This window comes from Lacticaseibacillus jixianensis (assembly GCF_003946485.1).
GTDB classification, from domain to species: domain Bacteria; phylum Bacillota; class Bacilli; order Lactobacillales; family Lactobacillaceae; genus Lacticaseibacillus; species Lacticaseibacillus jixianensis.
Window position 1 is genome coordinate 15559 of sequence record NZ_RHOJ01000026.1, and the last position, 20495, is coordinate 36053.

Annotated in this window: 16 protein-coding genes; 6 read left to right on the plus strand and 10 right to left on the minus strand. The window is 58.8% G+C overall.

All coding sequences use genetic code 11. The annotated features are described in order from the left end of the window. Positions 1–57: 57 nt before the first annotated feature. The 7 genes from gyrA to dnaA all read right to left on the minus strand — a co-directional run bounded on the left by gyrA (position 58) and on the right by dnaA (position 10825). A complete protein-coding gene (gene gyrA, locus EKM85_RS09535; protein ID WP_125586318.1) occupies positions 58–2712 on the minus strand; it encodes a DNA gyrase subunit A in 2655 nt (884 codons plus the stop codon). 437 nt (positions 2713–3149) lie between these two features. After that, positions 3150–5123, minus strand: coding sequence for a DNA topoisomerase (ATP-hydrolyzing) subunit B (gene gyrB / locus EKM85_RS09540; RefSeq protein WP_125586320.1), 1974 nt, complete (start codon positions 5121–5123; stop codon positions 3150–3152). Between the two features lie 12 nt (positions 5124–5135). After that, positions 5136–6263 (minus strand): DNA replication/repair protein RecF, encoded by a 1128-nt coding sequence (recF, locus tag EKM85_RS09545; RefSeq protein ID WP_125586322.1) that lies wholly within the window; start codon positions 6261–6263, stop codon positions 5136–5138. After that, positions 6260–6475, minus strand: coding sequence for a S4 domain-containing protein YaaA (yaaA, locus tag EKM85_RS09550; protein ID WP_125586324.1), 216 nt, complete (start codon positions 6473–6475; stop codon positions 6260–6262). The genes recF and yaaA overlap by 4 nt, the downstream gene beginning before the upstream one ends. A 215-nt stretch (positions 6476–6690) precedes the next feature. Then, positions 6691–8070 carry a hypothetical protein gene (locus EKM85_RS09555; RefSeq protein ID WP_125586326.1) on the minus strand — a complete coding sequence of 460 codons (1380 nt, stop codon included), beginning with the start codon at positions 8068–8070 and terminating at the stop codon, positions 6691–6693. Positions 8071–8154: 84 nt separating this feature from the next. Next, complete coding sequence (gene dnaN, locus EKM85_RS09560; protein WP_125586328.1) at positions 8155–9294, minus strand: DNA polymerase III subunit beta; 1140 nt, start codon at positions 9292–9294, stop codon at positions 8155–8157. Between the two features lie 172 nt (positions 9295–9466). Next, complete coding sequence (gene dnaA / locus EKM85_RS09565; RefSeq protein ID WP_125586330.1) at positions 9467–10825, minus strand: chromosomal replication initiator protein DnaA; 1359 nt, start codon at positions 10823–10825, stop codon at positions 9467–9469. 581 nt (positions 10826–11406) lie between these two features. On the opposite strand from dnaA, the gene rpmH reads away from it, so the two are divergent. From rpmH to mnmG, 6 genes are all read left to right on the plus strand, one after another. After that, positions 11407–11547, plus strand: coding sequence for a 50S ribosomal protein L34 (gene rpmH / locus EKM85_RS09570; RefSeq protein ID WP_003568442.1), 141 nt, complete (start codon positions 11407–11409; stop codon positions 11545–11547). Between the two features lie 490 nt (positions 11548–12037). Continuing rightward, entirely contained in the window at positions 12038–12397 is a 360-nt protein-coding gene (gene rnpA / locus EKM85_RS09575) for a ribonuclease P protein component (protein WP_125586332.1), read from the plus strand. 32 nt (positions 12398–12429) lie between these two features. Continuing rightward, complete coding sequence (locus EKM85_RS09580) at positions 12430–13257, plus strand: YidC/Oxa1 family membrane protein insertase (RefSeq protein ID WP_225418978.1); 828 nt, start codon at positions 12430–12432, stop codon at positions 13255–13257. Positions 13258–13270: 13 nt separating this feature from the next. After that, entirely contained in the window at positions 13271–14008 is a 738-nt protein-coding gene (jag, locus tag EKM85_RS09585) for an RNA-binding cell elongation regulator Jag/EloR (protein ID WP_125586334.1), read from the plus strand. A gap of 364 nt (positions 14009–14372) precedes the next feature. Next, on the plus strand, positions 14373–15761 hold the full coding sequence (gene mnmE / locus EKM85_RS09590; RefSeq protein ID WP_125586336.1) for a tRNA uridine-5-carboxymethylaminomethyl(34) synthesis GTPase MnmE: 1389 nt from the start codon (positions 14373–14375) through the stop codon (positions 15759–15761). 320 nt (positions 15762–16081) lie between these two features. Then, positions 16082–17995, plus strand: a complete 1914-nt coding sequence (mnmG, locus tag EKM85_RS09595) for a tRNA uridine-5-carboxymethylaminomethyl(34) synthesis enzyme MnmG (RefSeq protein WP_125586338.1) — start codon at positions 16082–16084, stop codon at positions 17993–17995. 96 nt (positions 17996–18091) lie between these two features. Here the strand turns inward: mnmG and EKM85_RS09600 are convergent, their stop codons facing one another. The 3 genes from EKM85_RS09600 to EKM85_RS09605 all read right to left on the minus strand — a co-directional run bounded on the left by EKM85_RS09600 (position 18092) and on the right by EKM85_RS09605 (position 19943). Then, a complete protein-coding gene (locus EKM85_RS09600; protein WP_125586340.1) occupies positions 18092–18796 on the minus strand; it encodes a deoxynucleoside kinase in 705 nt (234 codons plus the stop codon). 698 nt (positions 18797–19494) lie between these two features. Continuing rightward, a complete protein-coding gene (locus tag EKM85_RS11515; RefSeq protein WP_164510738.1) occupies positions 19495–19671 on the minus strand; it encodes a hypothetical protein in 177 nt (58 codons plus the stop codon). Positions 19672–19685: 14 nt separating this feature from the next. Further along, a complete protein-coding gene (locus tag EKM85_RS09605; RefSeq protein ID WP_125586342.1) occupies positions 19686–19943 on the minus strand; it encodes a hypothetical protein in 258 nt (85 codons plus the stop codon). Positions 19944–20495: the final 552 nt, after the last annotated feature.

Here is a 20495-nt window from a genome sequence, read left to right on the forward strand (position 1 = left end):
CTTTTTCCTTCTAAAAAGACCAGGGCAGGCCTTTGCCCATCCTGGTCCCAAACCTAATTACGCGTTGTCCGTATCGTCTCCGGCCGCGTCGTCGCCAGGTTGATCATCCTGATCCGCCTCGGCGCGCTTCAGCAGCTCGTTGACCTGCGTGTCGGCATCCCCGGCAGGCTGATCGGCTGCGCCGCTCGCCCCCGGTTCACTGCTTGCGGCACTAGCATCAGGCGTTGGCGTCGGAGCGTCTGGCTCCGGGTCAAGCTTCGCCATTGTCGCGACCTTGGCCCCGTCGTCGACCCGGATGAGCCGCACGCCGAGCGTTGAGCGTCCAGTTTGCGAAACCGTGTCAATGTTGAAGCGGATCATGACGCCGGCATCAGTGATCACCATGATGTCCTCGGTGCCTTCAACCGTCGTCACGCCGGCCAGCGGCCCGTTTTTCTCCGTGATGTTCGCGGTCTTGATGCCCTTACCGCCGCGGCCCTTGATCGGGTACTCGGAGGCAGCGGTGCGTTTGCCGTAGCCCTTTTCGGAAATGACGAAGACCTCGGCGTCCGGCTTCAGGATATCGGAGCCGACCACGTAGTCCCCATCGCGCAGGCGCACGCCGCGGACCCCGGTAGCGGAGCGGCCCATGCTGCGGACGTCCTGCTCCTTGAAGGTGACAGAGTAGCCCAGGTGCGTGCCAATGAAGATGGTGTCGCTGCCGGTCGTCGAAATGACGTTGCTCAGCTCGTCGCCGTCCTTCATGTTCAGCGCGATCAGGCCGTTCTTGCGGATGTTGTAGAACTCCCGCGTCGGCGTGCGCTTCACGACCCCGTTGCGGGTGACGAAGAACAGGAAGTCGTCGGCGTTCTCGCTGTCAGCCTCGTCAGCGTCAGCATCGCCTTGGCGGTCGTGCGCCTTCACGTTCAGGACGGTTTGGATCTTCTCGTTGTTGTCGATCCCCAGCAAGTTGATGATCGGAATACCCTTGGCCGTGCGGCTGTACTCCGGCACTTCGTAACCCTTCATCCGGTAAACCTTACCGGTGTTGGTGAAGAACAGCAGCAGGTCGTGCGTCGAGGTCGTGACCAGGTGCTCGACGAAGTCATCGTCGTGCACGCCAGTTCCCTGGATCCCGCGGCCGCCGCGGTTTTGCGACTTGAACTCGTCGCTTGGCAGCCGCTTGATGTAGCCGTTGTGCGTCAGGGTGATCACGACGTTTTCCTCTTCGATGAGGTCCTCGTCTTCGATCGTCAAGTCTTCGCCGACCAGCAGCTCCGTGCGCCGCTTGTCGCCGAACTTCTTTTGGATGTCGAGCAGCTCATCGTAAATGATCTGGTGAATGCGCTGCGGCTTAGCCAAAATGTCCTTATAGTCGGCAATGGCAGCCATCACGTCGTTATACTCGTTTTCGACCTTCTCGCGTTCCAAGCCGGTCAGGCGAACCAGGCGCATGTCGAGGATGGCCTGACTCTGCTTGTCGGACAAGGAGAACTTATCCATCAGGATGACCTTCGCCTTATCGCCGGTCTCACTGGAGCGGATGATGCTGATAATCTCGTCGATGTGATCCAGCGCGATCTTCAACCCGGCCAGGATGTGCTCGCGGGCCTCGGCCTTCTTCAGGTCGAACTCGGTCCGCCGGCGAATGACCTCTTCCTGGTGCTTCAGGTAGTACTGCAGGATCTCCTTGAGGCTGAGAGTCTTCGGCGCGCCGTTCACAATGGCGACCATGTTGAAGGAAAAACCGGTCTGCATCGGCGTCAGCTTGAACAGGTTGTTCAAGACCACCGAGGCGCTCATGTCGCGGCGAATGTCGATGGTGATCCGCATGCCGTCGCGGTCGGATTCATCGTTCAGGTCGGTAATGCCATCGATTTTCTTTTCCCGGGCCAGCTCGGCGATTCGCTCCACCAGCTTGGCCTTGTTGACCATGTACGGGATTTCGGTGACGATGATGCGCTCTTTGCCGTTTTTGGCCGTCTCGATCTCCGTTTTGGCGCGGACTGTGATCGTGCCCTTACCGGTTTCGTAGGCCCGGCGAATGCCGGACTTGCCCAGCACCAGGCCCCCAGTGGGAAAATCAGGGCCCGGCAGCGCGCTCATCAAGTCGGTCGTGGTGGCATCCGGGTTGTCCATCAGGATGTGCAGCGCGGAAATGACCTCCGCCAAGTTGTGCGGCGGAATGTTGGTGGTCATCCCCACGGCGATCCCGGTCGCCCCGTTGACCAGCAGGTTCGGGAAGCGCGCCGGCAGCACGGTCGGCTCTTTTTCGGTCCCGTCGTAGTTATCCTGGTAGTCGATGGTGTCCTTGTTGATGTCGCGCAGCATTTCCATCGTGATCTTGCTCATGCGCGCTTCGGTGTACCGCATCGCGGCGGCCCCGTCGCCGTCGACCGAGCCGAAGTTCCCGTGCCCGTCGACCAGCATGTAGCGGTAAGAGAAGTCCTGCGCCATGCGGACCATGCCTTCGTAAATCGAAGAGTCCCCGTGCGGGTGGTACTTCCCCATGACATCCCCGACGATGCGGGCGGATTTCTTGTACGGCTTGTCCGGCGTCACGCCGAGCTCGTTCATCCCGTACAGGATCCGGCGCTGGACCGGCTTGAGGCCGTCTCTGACGTCGGGCAGGGCCCGCGCCACGATGACACTCATCGCGTACTCCAGGAATGAGGTCTTCATGGTTTTTGCCAGATTAACGGTGGTGATCCGGCTTTCTTGACGATCATCCATGTGAATTGTTAGCTCCTCTCAGTAATGCTTTTAGTGGTGCTTTCGTTTGCTTTTAAAGGTGGGATGAAACCGGGGGGTCAGCCTCCGTAGAAGTCAGCGTGGAACGCAGTGGGCGCGGCTTTGAGCCTCAGCACAAATCGCTGAGTCTCAAAGTCCGGCCTTAGTGTAAGCGGCACAGCCGCTAACACTAATTTCACTGCTGACGCTGCTTCTACTCCGGCTGACCACATTCACGTTCAACCGTGCTTTTTCATCAGTGGTGTCGCCTTGTGGCCGGAGCTGGGAACGGCTCAGTAGCGAAATTCTGCTTGGCGGTTTACCGCCTAGCAGAAGACCCGACTGAGAGACTCGCAAAGCGAGGCTCGAAGCGGTGTCCGCTACTTCTAGCTTCGCGTCGCCAGCCCATTTCAGCGGAGGTCACAAGGCCTCCAGCGGAGCTAAGCGTCGATGTTCTTGCTGTCGACGTAGACCGCGTTGTCTTCGATGAACTGCCGGCGCGGGCCGACCGCGTCGCCCATCAGCATTTCAAAAATGCCATCGGCGTCTTGGGCGTCCTGCGGCGAGACCCGCAGCAGCCGGCGCTTGTCGGGATCCATCGTGGTCTCCCACAGCTGGCTGGCATCCATTTCACCAAGCCCTTTGTACCGCTGGATCTCCGGCTTTGGTGACGGCGGCAGCTGCCCCAGCACCTCTTCCAGCTCCTCGTCGGAATCGATGTAGCGCATCATCTTGCCCTGCCGGATCCGGTACAGCGGCGGCTGGGCGATGTAGACGTAGCCGGCATCCAGCAGCGGCCGCATGTAGCGGTAGATCAAGGTCAACAGCAGCGTGCGAATGTGGGCCCCGTCGACGTCGGCATCGGTCATGATGATCAGCTTGTGGTAGCGGGCCTTGGAAACGTCGAAATCGTCGCCGAAGCCAGTGCCCATCGCGGTGAAGAGCGTGCGGATTTCCTCGTTGGCCAGGATGCGTTCCATGCTGGCTTTTTCCACGTTCAGGATCTTCCCCCGAATTGGCAGGATGGCCTGGGTCAGCCGGCTGCGCCCTGACTTGGCAGAGCCGCCCGCGGAATCCCCTTCGACGATGAACAACTCGGAAATTTCCGGGTCCTTGCTGGAGTTATCCGCCAGTTTGCCGGGGAGGTTGGAGATCTCCAGCCCCGACTTCTTGCGGGTCACTTCCCGCGCGCGCTTGGCGGCGGCCCGGGCCTTGTTGGCCAGCATCGCCTTGTCGATCAGCTGCTTGCCCTCGGTCGGGTGCTCCATCAAGAACTTGGAGAAGTGCTCGGAGAACATCCGGTCCACGGCCGTCCGCGCGTCGGCGTTGCCGAGCTTGGTCTTGGTCTGCCCTTCGAACTGCGGATCCGGGTGCTTGACGGAGACCACGGCGGTCATGCCTTCGCGGACGTCTTCCCCAGACAGCGGCTCGTCGTTGTCCTTCAAGGCGCCGGACTTGTGCGCGTAGTCGTTGATGACCCGCGTGAGCGCCGCCTTAAAGCCGGTCTCGTGCGTCCCGCCTTCAATGGTGTGGATGTTGTTGGCAAACGTCAGCAGGTTGCTGGCATAGCCGTTGGTGGCGTACTGCAAGGCCACCTCGACGGTGATGCCCTTGTACTGGCCCTCCACGTAGATCGGCTCCGCCAGCAGGTTGTCTTTCCCCTTGTCGAGGAATTCAACGTACTCACGGATCCCGCCTTCCGCCTTGAACGACAGCTTTTCGGCCGTGTCCTTGCGCTTGTCGGTGAAGTTCAGCTGCAGCCCCTTGTTCAGAAAGGCCAGCTCGCGGATGCGCTGAACCAGGATCTTGTCGTCGTAAACCGTGGTCTCGGTAAAAATGTCCGGATCCGGCACAAAGTGGACCTTGGTCCCGTGTTCGTGCTCCGGCGCATCGCCGATGACCTTCATCGGGGTCTTTACCTTGCCGCGGGTGAAGTCGATGTAGTACCGCTTGCCGCCGCGGGTGACCACGACGTCCAGCTCGGTGGAAAGCGCGTTGACGACCGACGCGCCGACCCCGTGGAGCCCGCCGGAAACCTTGTACCCGCCGCCGCCAAACTTACCGCCGGCATGCAGAATGGTGTAGACCGTTTCAAGCGCCGGACGCCCGGTTTTCTTTTGAATATCAACCGGGATCCCGCGGCCGTCGTCGGTAACGGTGACGGAGTTGTCTGGCTCGACCACCACGTCGATCTCGGTGGCAAAGCCGGCAAGGGCCTCGTCGATCCCGTTATCGATGATTTCCCACACCAGGTGGTGCAGGCCCTGACTCGAGGTCGTGCCAATGTACATCCCTGGCCGCTTGCGGACCGCTTCGAGGCCTTCAAGGACTTGGATCTGGCTGGCATCGTACTCAGCCGCCTTTTCCTCTTTCGCCTTGACGCGTTCTTCTCGGGTTTCTTTATCTTCTGCCATTCATGTTCCTCCTTACGCTTCCGCAGAGTCTGCGGTCAGGACCCCATTGTGCACGTGGTAAACGGCAGGGGCCGCGATTATTTCCTGGGCAATACCATCCAAGCTGGTCGTGGTGAGAAAAGTCTGGACCTTATTCTGGATGGCTTTGAGTAAATGGGTTTGGCGGGTGTCGTCCAGTTCGGATAGCACGTCGTCCAGCAGCAGCACCGGATATTCCCCGGTTTGCGCCTTCATCAGGTCGATTTCGGCCAGCTTGACGGCCAGCGCCGTGGTGCGCTGCTGGCCTTGGCTGCCGAAGTTGGCCACGTCCTTGCCGTTGACGATAAACGCCACGTCATCGCGGTGAGCCCCGACCAGGGAAGTGCCTTGATCGATTTCCCGCGCCTGGTGGGCCTCATAAAGGCCCTGAAGCGTCGCGTACGCCGTTTTAACGTCGCCGCGGGCATCGGGTGGGACCTGCGTGCGATACTCGAAGGTCAGCTGTTCCTGACCCTTGGTGATCCCGCTGTGGATCGCGGCCGCAAACTCGGCCATCTGGTGAAGCAAACCCTGCCGCGCCGCGACCAGCTCGGCGCCGTACGCCGCCAGCTGATCCGACAGCACGGACAGGTACACGAGGTCTTTGGCCTGGCGGTACTTCAGCTGCTTGAGGTAGGCGTTGCGCTGCTTTAGCATCGTGCGGTACTGCGTCAGGTTGTACAGGTACTTCGGGCTCATCTGGCCGAACTCCATGTTGATGAAGCGGCGGCGATTGGCGGGGCTCCCTTTGACCAGGGCTAGGTCCTCCGGGGCAAACAGCACCACGTTGAACTTGCCAAGGTACTGCGAGAGCTTCGACTGCTCGAGCTGGTTGACCCGGGCGCGCTTGCCCTGGTTGGAGATCACCAGCTCCAGCTGCATGGGCCCACTGCTGCGCCCGATGCGGCCGGTGACTCTGGCGAAGTCCTCGCCGAAGCGGATCAGCTCGCGGTCATTACTGGTGCGGTGACTGCGTGCTAACGCCAACACGTACACCGCCTCGAGCAAATTCGTCTTGCCCTGCGCATTCGCCCCGATCAGCACGTTGATCTGCGGCGAAAAGTCAGTATCCACGTCTGCATAATTGCGGTAATTATGCAGCGTCAGGTGTTCTAGCCTCACGCGCGCGCCACGGTGAAGCGGGTCTGATCCGGTAAAGTCACGGTGTCCCCGACTTCAAGCTTGCGCCCGCGCCGGTCTTCTGGCTCGTCATTGACCAGTACCGTATTTTCTTTCAGAAAATACTTCGCTGCGCCGCCGCTGTCGATAACCCCGGCATCTTTTAAAAGTTGCCCTAGGGTAATGAACGCGGTGGTGATCGTCACAGTCGTCATGCTGCCACTCCTTTGACGTTAGATTTATCGCATTGTGCGATTATTACCTATATATTATACCGTATTGTTGCACGGGCTTCAATCGGATTTGGCGTTTTAAGCGGCTGTGCGGCTGATTATGGCAAGACCGGTACCGGGTACGCTAAGGGGCCCAAACTTGGCCAAAACGCAAAAAACGGCCATTCTCGCGTTTTGCCGCGAAAATGGCCAACTTATTACGGGTTCGGCGCGCGAATCAGCGTGAAGGTGATCTGCGCCGTGTAAGTGCCGGGTGAAAGCACCCGCGTTTGGGGAATAATCAGCCGGCTGGCCGCCAGGGAAACGTCCTGGCTGTCCTGGCCACTGACCCTCAGCGGCGGCTCGCCCCGGCCCGTCTCCTGCTCACCTAGCCGCAAGCGCATGGGCAAGGCCGCGGGCGCATCAATGTCCAGCTGGAGGAGCCAGCGGCCACTGGCGGTGATGGCCAGACTCTCCCACGCCGGCACGACGCTGACGGGCCCTTCGGCAAGCTGCTGCAGGGTGTAGGTCCCGGTGAACAGCGGCGCCAAGGCGACGGGCAGGTCCAGGGTGAGCGGGGTCGTGAACTGGCCCTGGATGTCCGGATACGTGAAGGACGTAGTAGGGACGGTATTATCATTGTCAAAACCCTTTGCTTTGTATTCGATACGCCAAGTCATGGGAAAGCTGGCTGGCGTTAAGCCTGTGAAATGCACTGTTCCCGTTGCAAGATCGATTGGCAGCACGTGCCGATCCCCCTTCGGCCCCAACCATACCAGCCTGACCTGACCTTCTCCGACCGGGGGCACAATCACTGGTAGTTGGACAGTTGCCTCTCCGCGCTGATTGACGCTGATTGGATCAGGTTCATGAATCACCTGAAAACGGCCTAGTGAAAGCCTTTGTCCAACAACACCGGGAGAGTCAGTTCTGAAGACGTCTTTATAGTGAACGCTGGAAATGTTCTTATAACTCGATAAAACGAGTGGCCCATCAGCAATCGGCTTGTAGCCGCCATCAATGTTATCTCTCCATTCGATTACCACTGCATATTTGTGCCCTTTCGAATCCACAGCAAAAACTTGAAGCGGAACGAAATCAAAAACCTTCAGTCCGTTGGCGTTAAACGACAAATCAGGTGGCAACTCATTGACCACATGCAGAGTTAGCGTGCGCGTGTATGGAGTGAACGTTCTGGGTGCTGTATTAGTGATGCGATACTGCCGCGTACCTAATGTCTTAGGTGCAATAACCAAATAACCGGTGGTGACGGAAAGTTTGGGGACTTTGCCAACAGTGACCTCCTTTGTCTCGTCTTGGACAACCAAGTCATTTTCAAGTCGCTCAACCTTCAAAGCCTGCAGCGCATCTAAATTAGTCTTGCTGTCTATGGACAACGAATAATAAACATTAACAGTCGTATCCACGCGCACCCATAGTTCGTCCGGAGTGGCAAACATCAGGCCATAATCTGCCGGTCCAGGCTGCCAGCTCACCCCTTCAAATAACAGTTTGTCGTACGGCAGTGCCATCACCCGCCGCCCACCGGCAAACAGCATTGCCGCCGCGACCACCACCGCTAACCACCATTTGCGCATCGCGCTGCCCCCTTTCACCCGAGAGATTACGCAAAAACGCCTCCGCAACCGATGAGGGCTGCGAAGGCGCGAATAGGTTTGCGATTAGAACGTGCGGACCGGGGTGATCAGCTGGATAAAGTGTTCCTTATCCTCGGTTGGCACCAGGGTGAACGGGCGCAGCGGCGCGGTGAAGGCGACTTCGATAGAAGTGGCCCCCACGCCCTGCAGCGCGTCCTTCATGTAATCCGGGTTGAAGGAGATCTCCAGCGCGTCGCCTTCCAGCTTCTGGAACTGCAAGGCTTCTTCAACGTTCCCGACGTCAGGCGAGTTGCCGTAGATCGTCGCGGTTTGGCTGGCGGTGTCCAAGTTCAAGCGGACCACGTTGTTGGAGCTTTCGTGAGACAGCAGGCTGGCCCGGCCGATCGCTGACAGCAGCGTGGGCGCATCGAATTCGATGGTCGTGGTGCTGGACGTTGGGATCAGGCGGCTGGTGTCCGGGTAGTTGCCTTCCAACAGCCGGGAGTAAAACAGGGTGTTGCCGGCGATGAACAGGACTTGGTTGGACGCAAAGCGGATCTCCACGTTGTCGATGTCGTCGGTCAGGGTCCGGCCCAGTTCGTTGAGGCTCTTCCCCGGGATGATGACGTCGTAGCTTGCATCCCCGGCGCTTGGCAGCTCCAGCGTGCGCTGAGCCAGCCGGTGCGAATCGGTGGCCACGGCGATCATTTTGCCCTTTTCGATCTGAATGTGGACACCGGTGAGGATCGGGCGGCTTTCCTGCGTGGACACGGCAATGACCGTTTGGGCGATCAGCTGCCGCAGCACGTCGGCCGGCACGGTTAGCGCATTTTCGCTGGACACTTCCGGCAGGCGCGGATAGTTGTTGGCGTCCAGGCCATTGATCTTGAATTCAGAGGAGCCACTGGTGATGACGGTCTGGAAGTTGTCCTGAACGTCCACGGTCATGGTTTTCTCTGGCAGGCGCTTGACGATCTCGGTGAAAAAGCGCGCTGGCACGGTGATGCTGCCGGTGGATGCGATCTGCAGGTCGTTTTGCTCACTGGTGGCATCGATCTTGCTTTCGATCGAGATGTCGGCGTCACTGCCGGTCAGGATCAAGGCGTTATCGGTTAAGTCCATCTTCAGGTTCGTCAGGATCGGAATGGTGGTCTTGGACGTGATGGCCCTGGAGACATCATTCAACGACTTGATGAACGTGGCACGGGTGATCGTGAATTTCATATTTTGTGTCCTCCCAAGCGTAGCGTTATCTATATAATACGCTTTTTAAGTAATAGTAGTAGGGCCTGTGGACCCTGGGGATAAGCATGAGAAACGCGGCAGAATAAGTTATTCACCTGTGGATAACTCTTAGCAAAAGTCGGTGCCGAATTTGAAAGTTATCCACATGGCCTCAGCCGCGGTTGCGCAGCCGGTTTTTCAACTCGATGACCTGATCCTTGAGCGTCGAATCCTCGGTCACGGCCTGCTCGATTTTCTCGTGGGCGTGGATGACGGTGGTGTGGTCCTTGCCGCCAAACTCCTGCCCGATTTTTGGCAGGCTGCTGTCGGTCATTTCGCGGGCGAGGTACATGGCGATCTGCCGCGGCATGACGATCTGCTTGACCCGCTTTTTTCCCTTCAGATCGCTGACGGTGACCTGGTAGTACTTCGCGACCATGTCCTGGATCCGCGCGATCGACAGTTGCGAATCCTTGCCCGACAGCTTCAGGCTCTTGAGCGCCTCGGCCGCCATGCTGGTGGTGATGTCCTCGTGTGCCATCGTGGCGTAAGCCTGCACGCGCACCAGCGCCCCTTCCAGTTCGCGGACGTTGGAGTCGATCTGGCCGGCGATGTAAGACAGCGTGTCGTCAGGGATCACTAGGTGCTCGGCGTTGGCCTTGTTGCGCAAAATCGCGATGCGCGTCTCCAGGTCCGGCGGCGTGACGTCAACGGACAGGCCCCACTTAAACCGGGAGACCAGGCGCTCTTGCAGCTTGGGGATCTCGTTGGGCAGGCGGTCCGAGGTGAGGACGATTTGCTTTTTGTTCTCATATAAGGCGTTGAACGTGTGGAAGAATTCCTCCTGCGTCGCCTCTTTGTCGCCGAAGAACTGAATGTCGTCGACCAACAGCAGGTCCACGTTGCGGTACTCCTGGCGGAACTCCTCCTGCTTCTTGGTCTGCAGGGAGTTGATGAAGTCGTTGGCGAAGGCCTCGGATGTCACGTACTTGACGTTGGCCTGCGGGTTGTAGGCCAACAGCTGGTGGCCAATCGCCTGCATCAGGTGGGTCTTGCCCAGGCCGACGCCGCCGTATAGAAACAGCGGGTTGTACAGCACGCCGGGTTCTTCGGACACGACGAGCGCCGCGGCGTGCGCCATCTGGTTGCCCTTCCCGGTGACGAACGTCTCAAACGTGTACTTACTATTAAGGTGAGAAGTCTCCTTAAACGTCGGGATCGGCGCGGCCGGCGCGTTTGCCGCCTGCGGGGATTGAGCGCTGCCCGCTGGGGTGGCCGGATCGTCGCCCAGGATCTTGATCGCCGGTGAGATCTCCAGGTTGCCGAATTCGTAGCACCATTCAACGACCTTGGTCACCAGGTTTTGTTCCCAATAGGTCTTATGCAGCTGGGACGGAACGCCGATGGTGATCGTCGTCTGCGTCAAGGTCAGCGGCTTCACTGCGCCCACCCAGGTGTTGAAGCTGACCGGGGTCATTTCTGCCCGGAATTTTTCTTCTAAATATGCCCATAACTCATCGATGTTTGGCACTTATTGCCCCTCCGCAACCGAAAATGTAGTCGAAAGCAGTCGCCAGTCGCCCGCCAATTAAGGTGGACAACTCGCGACATCGCACTTTTAAGTTTAGCATTCAGCCTAGGAGTTTTCCACAGAATCGAAAGTTTTCCACATGTTTCACGTCCAAGAATTGCGACTGTCCCCAGGCAAGGAATAACCTTGTCCCCAGGCCGTGAATAAACCGCGCAGGATCAAGATTTTTCCCAGTTATGCACAGCAGGCTGTGAAACCCCAGGCCCGGTGTGATGCATGTTTCACAAGTTTTGAACAGCCTGCGAACAGCTTGTGGATAACTTACTCGACAGGGTGTGAATTTGCAGATAAGTCGGGCATTAGCCTGGGGATAATCCAAAAACCGCGAAAAAACGATGACAGGTTGTCCACAGCTTTGTGCGCAAAGTGGCCAATTTTGTGGACAATTCTCGGGGCGGTTTTTTTCAAGGATTCCTTGACGTGGCAGGGGACAGTCCGTATAATGAAAAGTTGTTTACTGACAATCAGTTATTCGGCGTAGCAATGCGCATTAAATAGCAAACTTAACAGGAGGTGTTCCCATGACCACCAAACGGACTTTTCAACCGAAGAAGCGTCACCGCGAACGCGTACACGGCTTCATGAAGCGGATGAGCACAAAGAACGGCCGCAAAGTGTTAGCACGTCGCCGCGCCAAGGGCCGCAAAGTATTATCTGCCTAACCAACCACTGACCGCTGTCGGTGGTTTTTTTTGTAAAAAGGTGCGTAGAGTTCGCGGTTTTAGCGGGATGGGTAGCCTAGCCTGAGGCATTGCCGGCGTTTTTTGCCGGCGAGGCCTCAGGCGTAGCTGACCACTCCCGCGTTGCGAACTCGTAGCCCAGTTAGAAGAAGGTACGCAGGGTCGACGCACTTAGCCCGACAGCTAGCCTAGCTTGACGCCTTACCGCCGTTCTTTGGCGGTGAGGCCGAGGGCGTTGATCAGCCTGTCTCGCAAAGCGAGGTACAGGCTGACATGCGTAGCAGCTAGTTGCTCGGGCGTTGTCGACCCGGAGCCCGATTACGATGCACCGGCTCGGGCACTGCTGGTCTGCGCCTGCCCTTTCGTGCACTTTTTCCCATTCTCGCCCGCCTTCTATAGGAAGAACCCGAGAAAACCCGTGCGCCGTAGGGTCTTGTCTTGTATACTAGTAAGCAGATTGTGAGGGAGCGCTTTGCGAAAGTCATACCGCATTAAAAAAGAATCAGAGTTTCAAGATGTGTTTGAAAACGGGGCGTCTGTCGCGAACCGCAATTTTGTGATCTATCACTTGAAGCGGGACCAGAAGCACTTTCGCGTCGGCATCAGTGTCGGCAAGAAGGTGGGTCACACCGCGGTGATGCGTAACCAGATCAAGCGTTACATCCGCCAGACCTTGCTCGAGCTCAAGCCCGAGATCGATCCGCAGGCGGATTTTCTCGTGATCGCTCGGCGCAGTGCCAACCAGCTGGACATGGCGGGGACCAAAAAGAACCTGGTCCACGTGATGAAGCTGGCCGGCCTGCTTGCTGAATCAGAGACAACTACGATATAGCCGCATAACGGCTTTGCTTGGAGGACTTATTCGTGAAAAAATCGACCAAACGGCTCCTGTTGAGCCTTGGCATTTTGACCTTGGTACTGGTGCTCAGTGCCTGTGGGACGTCGACGGTAACCAAGGCGTCCACTAATCCTTGGGACCGGTACGTGATTTACAACGCTGCTCAGTTCGTCTTGTGGCTGGCGAAGATCTCCGGCGGCAACGTCGGGGTCGGGATCATTCTCTTTACCCTGATCATCCGGATCTTGATCTTCCCGCTCAGCTACTACCAGATCAAGAGCATGAGCAAGCAGCAGGCCATCGCCCCGCAGCTCAAGGAATTGCAGAAGAAGTACAGCTCTAAGGACACCGAAACTCAGCAGAAGCTGCGCGAAGAGACCCAGAAGTTGTACGCGGAGTCTGGCGTCAACCCAATGATGGGCTGCCTGCCGCTGCTGGTGCAGATGCCGTTCCTGCTGGCTTTGTACCAGGCGATTTACCGCACGCCAGCGCTGAAGGTCGGCAAGTTCTTATGGATGAACCTGGGCCAGCCTGACCCGTACTTCGTCATGCCGATCCTGGCCGCGCTGTTCACCCTGGCAACCTCGGTCGTTTCGACCCTCGCCCAGCCGACGCGGACGTCGACCAACTGGATTATGGCGGCCGTTTCGCCGCTGATGATTTTGTTTGTCGCCTTCACCTTCCCAAGTGCCCTGTCCATTTACTGGGTGGTCACCAACGCCTTTTCACTGGCGCAGACGTTCATGCTGCAGAACCCAATTAAGATGAAAAAAGAGCGCGACGAGAAGGCTCAAGCCGAGAAGGACCGCGAAAAAGCCCTGCGCAAAGCTTACAAGCGTGCACTGAAGAAGTAATCGGGAGGTTATCATGCCCACTTTCCAAGGAGCCACGATCCAAAAAGCGATCGACGCCGGTCTGAAAGCGATGAAGCAGGACCGCGCCGCCGTTTCTGTCGAAGTCGTGCAAGAAGGCAAAAAGGGTCTGCTCGGGATCGGGCGCAAACCGGCGATCGTCAACCTGCAGCTCAATCCTGAGCCCAGTGCTGAACCGAAAAAAGCGTCCGCAACCAAGGTGCACCACCTGCCGTCGCTACCAAAACCGAAACTGCCGGAAGCGCTGCGGCGCGACCAGCCCGTGCGCGATGACCAAACCGCCATCGCCCTCGTCCAAAGCTACCTCGAGGACATCACAACGCAGCTGCAGATCCCAACCACGATCGACAGCGAGCGCCGCGGTGACACGGTGTGGTTCGCCCTGACGACGGAAAAAGACGCGCTGCTCATCGGCAAACACGGTAAGATCATCAACGCGATCCAGTACCTGGCGCAAACCGAGTTCAACCATTATGGTAAGAGCAAATGCACCGTCATGCTGAACGTCGGCGACTACCGCGAGCGGCGCGACGCCGCGGTGCGGCGCTTAGCGGACAAGACGGCGCGCGAGGTGATCGCGCGTGGCACGGCCGTGTACCTCGACCCGATGCCGACGTTTGAGCGCAAGGCGATCCACCAGGCCCTGGCCGACAACGAGTACGTCGAGACCCATTCGGAGGGCCTCGACCCGCGGCGCTACGTCGTGATCACCCCCAAGCGGCGAACTTTTTGACAGATCGCCGACGATTTTGTATGATACAGGCAATTCAATAAGCGATAAAGTAGTCAAAGTGCTTTGTCCACGCTGATTCTCAACTCTGGGGATGGGCGTGGCGACGCGCTTTTTTTATGTTCAAGGTGCGCAGAGGTCGCGCACTTAGCCCGACAGCTAGCCTAGCCATCGGCATTGCCGCGGGCTTTAGCGGCGAGGCCGATGGCGTAGCTAGATGCTCGGGCGTTGCGACCTCGTAGCCTGATTACGCCAAGGTGCGCAGGGTCGACCCGTAGCCCGATCACGCGAGCCCGTTTACACCCATATGGTGCGGAGCCCGGTTTGAATTTTTCCCACCCAATTCACCCAGAAAGAGGTAACCACAGTGGCACAGACAGTCACGGAATACGATACGATTGCGGCAATTTCGACGCCGCCTGGCGAAGGCGCGATCTCCATCGTGCGCCTGTCCGGCGAAACGGCGGTGCAAACGGCCAACAAGCTGTTTAAGGGCAAAGACCTGACCAAAGTGGCGACGAACACCATCAACTACGGCCACATCATCGATCCGGACACCGGGGCGGTGGTCGACGAGGTGATGGCGTCCGTCATGCGCGCGCCGCACACATACACCTGCGAGGACATCGTGGAGATCAACTGCCACGGCGGCATTGTCGGCACCAACCGCGTGCTGCAGCTGGTGCTGGGGGCCGGCGCCCGCATGGCCGAGCCCGGCGAATTCACCAAGCGGGCCTTTTTGAACGGCCGGGTGGACCTGACCGAGGCCGAATCGGTGATGGACCTGATCCGTGCCAAAACGGACCGGGCCATGCAGGTGGCGGTGGACCAGCTGGACGGCGACCTGCGCACGCTGATCACCAACCTGCGCCAGGAGATCCTGGAAGTGCTGGCGCAAGTCGAGGTGAACATCGATTACCCGGAGTACGACACCGACCAGATGACGACCAAGCTGTTGCGCGAAAAGGCCGAGCTGGTGCTGAGCCGCGTCGACGAACTCCTGCAGACGGCGAACCAGGGTAAGGTGCTGCGTGAGGGCCTGGCCACGGCCATCGTCGGCCGGCCGAACGTCGGCAAGTCGTCTCTGCTCAACCACATGCTGCAAGAGGACAAGGCAATCGTGACCGACGTCCCCGGCACCACGCGCGACGTGCTGGAAGAGTACGTCAACGTGCGCGGCGTGCCGCTGAAGCTGGTCGACACGGCCGGCATCCGCAAGACTGAAGACAAGGTCGAAAAAATCGGTGTGGCCCGCTCCCGCAAAGCCATCGTCCAGGCAGATCTGGTGCTGCTGGTGCTCGATGCCAGCCAGCCGCTGACCGCCGAGGACCGCGAGCTGATCGCGGCGACGAAGGCTAAAAAGCGCATCGTGGTCCTGAACAAGCAGGACCTGCCGCAGCAGCTCGACCTAGATGAGCTGGCGCAGCTCGTGCCGGCGGAGCAGCTTATCCGCACCAGCATGCGCGATGCCGCGGGCGTGGCCGCGCTGGACAAGCAGATCACCGCGCTGTTTTTCGGCGGGATCGAAAACAGCCAAAGCACCGTGATGGTCACCAACGCCCGCCAAAGCGGTTTGCTGCGGCAGGCCAAGGCCAGCCTCAAGAGCGTGCTGGCCGGCATCGACGCGGGGATGCCCATCGACCTCGTCCAAATCGACATGACCGCCGCCTGGGACAAACTCGGCGAGATCACCGGCGATGCCGCCCCGGATGAGCTGATCACGCAGCTGTTTAGCCAATTCTGCTTGGGTAAGTAAGGCTGCGGAGGGTCTGCGTACTTAGCCCGACAGCTAGCCTAGCTTCAGGCATTGCCGGTGTACTTTGCCGGCGAGGCCTGAAGCGTAGCTAGATGCTCGGGCGTTGCAGACCCGGAGCGCAACTACAGTCTGCGGAGCGGGATGCTGCCTTGTAGTTGCGCTCCGCGGGGCAACGCGGGAGTGGCTAGCTACGGCGCTGGCCTCGCCGCCAAAAAGCGGCGGCAATGCCATCACCTAGGCTACCCATCCCGCTAAGTGCGCCCCGCTCCGCAGCCTCGCCCCTTCGAACATTTTCCAACCATCAAAGGAGTTTCTCTAATATGCCAGAGCCAAAAGTACGTGAATACGAAGCCGCCGCCTACGACGTGGTGGTCGTTGGGGCCGGGCATGCCGGCTGTGAGGCCGCGCTGGCCGCGGCGCGCATGGGGCAAAAGACCCTGCTGATCACCATCAGCCTGGAAATGCTGGCCTTCATGCCGTGCAACCCGTCCGTGGGGGGGCCGGCCAAGGGCGTCGTCGTGCGCGAGATCGACGCGTTGGGCGGTGAAATGGGCCGCAACATCGATAAGACCTACATTCAGATGCGCATGCTGAACACCGGCAAGGGCCCGGCCGTCCGGGCGCTGCGAGCGCAGGCGGATAAGGCCGCCTACCACCGCTCGATGAAGGACACGATCGAAAACCAGGCCAACCTCGACTTGCGCCAGGGCCTCGTTGAGCGCCTGCTGGTCGAAGACGGCACCTGCGTCGGCGTCGTGGCCGCGACCGGAGCGCGGTACCGCGCCAAGAGCGTGGTGCTGACCGCCGGCACGTCTTCGCGCGGCAAAATCATTATCGGCGAGCTGATGTACTCGTCCGGCCCGAACAACTCGCTGCCTTCTATCAAGCTGTCCGAGGACCTCGAAAAGCAGGGCTTCAAGCTCCGCCGCTTCAAGACCGGGACGCCGCCGCGCGTGGACGGCAACTCGATCGATTTTACCCAAACCGAGGAGCAGCCCGGCGACGTCACGCCGCACGCGTTTTCCTACGAGACGCCTGATTCCGTGTACCTGAAGGACCAGCTGTCGTGCTGGATGACCTACACCAATGAGACCACCCACACGATCATCCGCGCCAACCTCGACCGCGCGCCAATGTTCTCCGGCGTGATCAAGGGCGTGGGGCCGCGCTACTGCCCGTCCATCGAGGACAAGGTGGTGCGCTTCGCCGATAAGCCGCGCCACCAGCTCTTCCTGGAGCCTGAGGGCCGCGACACCGAGGAGTACTACGTCGGCGACTTTTCCACCTCGATGCCCGAAGAGATCCAGCTGAAAATGCTGCATTCCGTTGCCGGCCTGCAGCACGCCGAGCTGATGCGGCCGGGCTACGCGATCGAGTACGACGTCATCGAGCCTTGGCAGCTGACCGCGACCATGGAGACCAAGGTGGTCAAAAACCTCTTCACAGCGGGCCAGATGAACGGCACCAGCGGCTACGAGGAGGCGGCCGGCCAAGGGATCATGGCCGGCATTAACGCCGCCCTGCGCGCCCAGAATAAGCCTGGCTTCACGCTGAAACGCTCCGACGCCTACATCGGGGTGATGATCGACGACCTGGTCACCAAGGGCACCAACGAGCCGTACCGGCTGCTGACGAGCCGCGCCGAGTACCGCCTGATCCTGCGCCACGATAACGCGGACCTGCGGCTGACCGCCATGGGTCACCAGCTGGGGTTGATCTCAGACGCCCGCTTCGCCCAGTTTGAGGCGAAAAAGGCCGCCATTGAAGGCGAGATCAAGCGCCTCGAGACGACCCGCCTGAAGCCAAGCCAGGTCAACGACTGGCTGGCCAGCATCAACGCCGCACCGCTCAAGGACGGGGTGCTGGCCAGTGACTTCCTGCGCCGGCCGGAGGTGACCTATGCAGACCTGATGCAGTTTATCCCGCTGGTCCAGCCGCTGGATCACTACGTTACCGAGGAAGTCGAGATCTCCCTGAAATACGCGGGCTACATCGAAAAGGAAAAGCAGAGCATCGCCCGCCTGGAGCGCATGGAAGCCAAGAAGATCCCTGCACGGATCGACTACGCGGCCATCAACGGCCTGGCCACCGAGGCGCGCCAGAAGCTGGCCAAGATCCAGCCAGAGACGCTGGCGCAGGCCAGCCGCATCAGCGGGGTCAACCCGGCCGACGTCGCGATCCTGTCCGTTTACATCGAACAGGGCCGCATCGCCAAGGTCGCGCCCGGCGCCTGATAACGAACGAAAGACGACCTCACTCAGGTTTTGCTGAGTGAGGTCGTCTTTTTGTTGCTAGCGCGGTCAACCGGGGATGTCTAGACCGCAATGTAGTTAGGCGCGCTTAGCCTGAATGGCCTTGAACTGGGCCGGCGGCAGCTTGCCGAGTTCGACGAGCTTGCCTTCGATCTGATCAAGCACGGCGTTGCGGTCGTCATGGTCGTTCACGAAGTCGTACTTGTCGCGGTCGACCGTCAGCAGCGTGGAGCGGGTGTAGCCCTTGGACCAGTCGCGGTAGGCGGCGTTGACCCGGTGGTAGTAGTCGACCAGTTCCGGCTTTTGGCGGATGTCTTCCATCTCGCGCCCGCGGCCCTGGATCTCGTCGATTTCGTGCTCGGGATCGATTTTCAGGTACACTGCCAGGTCCGGCATGCCGTTCCACGGACTGCCGTTGACGTTGGCCTGCATTTCCTGGGAAAGGGTGACGTAAACGTTGAAGTCGACGTCATCGATCTCACCGTTTTTGTGCAGCTGGCTGGCCATCACAAAGTCGGATTCCAGGGATGAATCCATGACCGCATTCTCCTCCAGGATGGCTTTTTTCAGCTGCTGGTAGCGGAACGTGAGAAAGGCGATCTGGAGAATGGTGCCCGTCGTCTTGCGGCTGTCTTCGCCGGCGGAGTAAAACTTCTGCAACATGTTGGCAATCATGCCGTTGCCTTCGACGTCCTCATAAAACGCTGAGGAGTTCAGATCCTGTGACAGGATTTTCGTGAGGGAGGTCTTACCCGCACCGATACTTCCGAGGATATAGATCATGACTCTGCTTCTTTCTGTTGGCGTATTTCCGAGACAATAACGCTATTCATTATACGCGAAACCGGCCCGTATAACAGCCCTAATATGCCGGATGTTGGCGGTGGGGACCGTCGCGCCCACAAGATGTGGCAGGGCCGGGGATTCGCGGTTCGCCTTGCTTTAGGAAGAGAGTGCCAGCTGAGCTCGGCCGCACAAAAAAGACCCAGCCCACGGCTGAGTCTCAGGACGGTCAGATCAGGTTTGGGGAGCCAATCGGCCGTCCCCCGCGATCCCCAGATCACGAGTGGGGGCTGGGGCCACTGCGTTGGCTTTAGTGTAGAACGGATAGAGTAGAGTTGATTGATGAGTACGATATTTTTGATTGGCCTGGCGCGCAAAGCGCACGGCAGGCTGTTGTGCATAGTCCTGTTGCTAGATCTGTCAGGCACTTAAAAAGTGCGGTGTGAGCCAAGCCCCCACTCCTAGAAGCCTGGCCCACTAGCTAACGAAGTTGCCCCAATCCATAATCCCAGCGTACAGAGGAATGTACACGCTATCAAGATTTTTTTGGGATGAAATACGGCGACAAAGCGGTTATTACCCGGGGAATCAGCGTAAAGAAGCGTCAGCCGAGAAGAATTCGGCTGGCGCTTCTTATTGTCGTGAGGGGATTGCGGCGCGGCGCGGCGTTAAGTGGGTCCAGCTGGCCGCAGTGGGCCCTAGCGCACCGTTAGCAGGCTGATGACGATGCCCGCGGCGAGGACTGCCACCAGGCCCTTGAGGCCCGTGGCGCCCCAGGACAGCTGCTTGGTCCGCCACTCTGCAAAAATGAGGACGAGGGCGGCGATCAGGGCGACCAGCCCCATGATCAAAAGTTTGGTTACCAATGCATCCATGGTTTGCCTCCCGGCTAGACTTCCAGGTCGAAGTACGGGTTGATCTGCTTTTGCAGGTCGTGGATCTGGACCAGGTTGATCGTGGGCATTAGCCGGTAAATGAAGCCGGCAAAGGTATCGCGGTGAAACTTGTAGTCCATCCGGCCCATCCGGTGCGGCCGCCCGTCTTGATTCTCCCAGACTTCAAGGTTGTATTCTGCGTCTGGAAGCAGCGTGATGTAGCGCTGATCGTCCAGGGCAACGACTGGTTTAACTTCAGATTGATCCAACATGGCCATTCCTCCAAATTACTGATCGAGCCGATGGCCTGCCTTCCGGAATATGCGAACAGGGAATCGCTGTGTCATTAATTATAGCAGAGTCCCTGCGTTTGTCGCGGGCAAAAACTTCCCGCAAAATTCGTGAATCAACTTTCACAAGCGTCCAAGTCGGCGCGGCCGTAAGCGGCATCGTGTCAACCCCCAAAACCAGCAAACGCCTATTGAAACAGGCGTGAAAGCATACGCGCTTGCGCGACGAGTGGCCACGAAAAAATATTTTTTCGTGGCCGCCAAGTAATTCGAATTTCACAAAGTCGGTGATTTCAGACCCGGCTGCGGTTAATTTCGAACAAATGTTTGCGGACTAACCGAAGCGTTTGGCTCTATCCGAGTTAAGCCACAAATATAATCAATTTGGCGGCTGATCGTTCTGTTTTCACGCTCAACAGGGACTGATATTGAGGGTGAAGGCAGGACTAAAAAAGGACCCGCGTTTTAGAATCAAGTTAGCCACTATCGTCGCCGAGCGGAAAAAATAAAAACACCAAGTCGATACGACCTGTT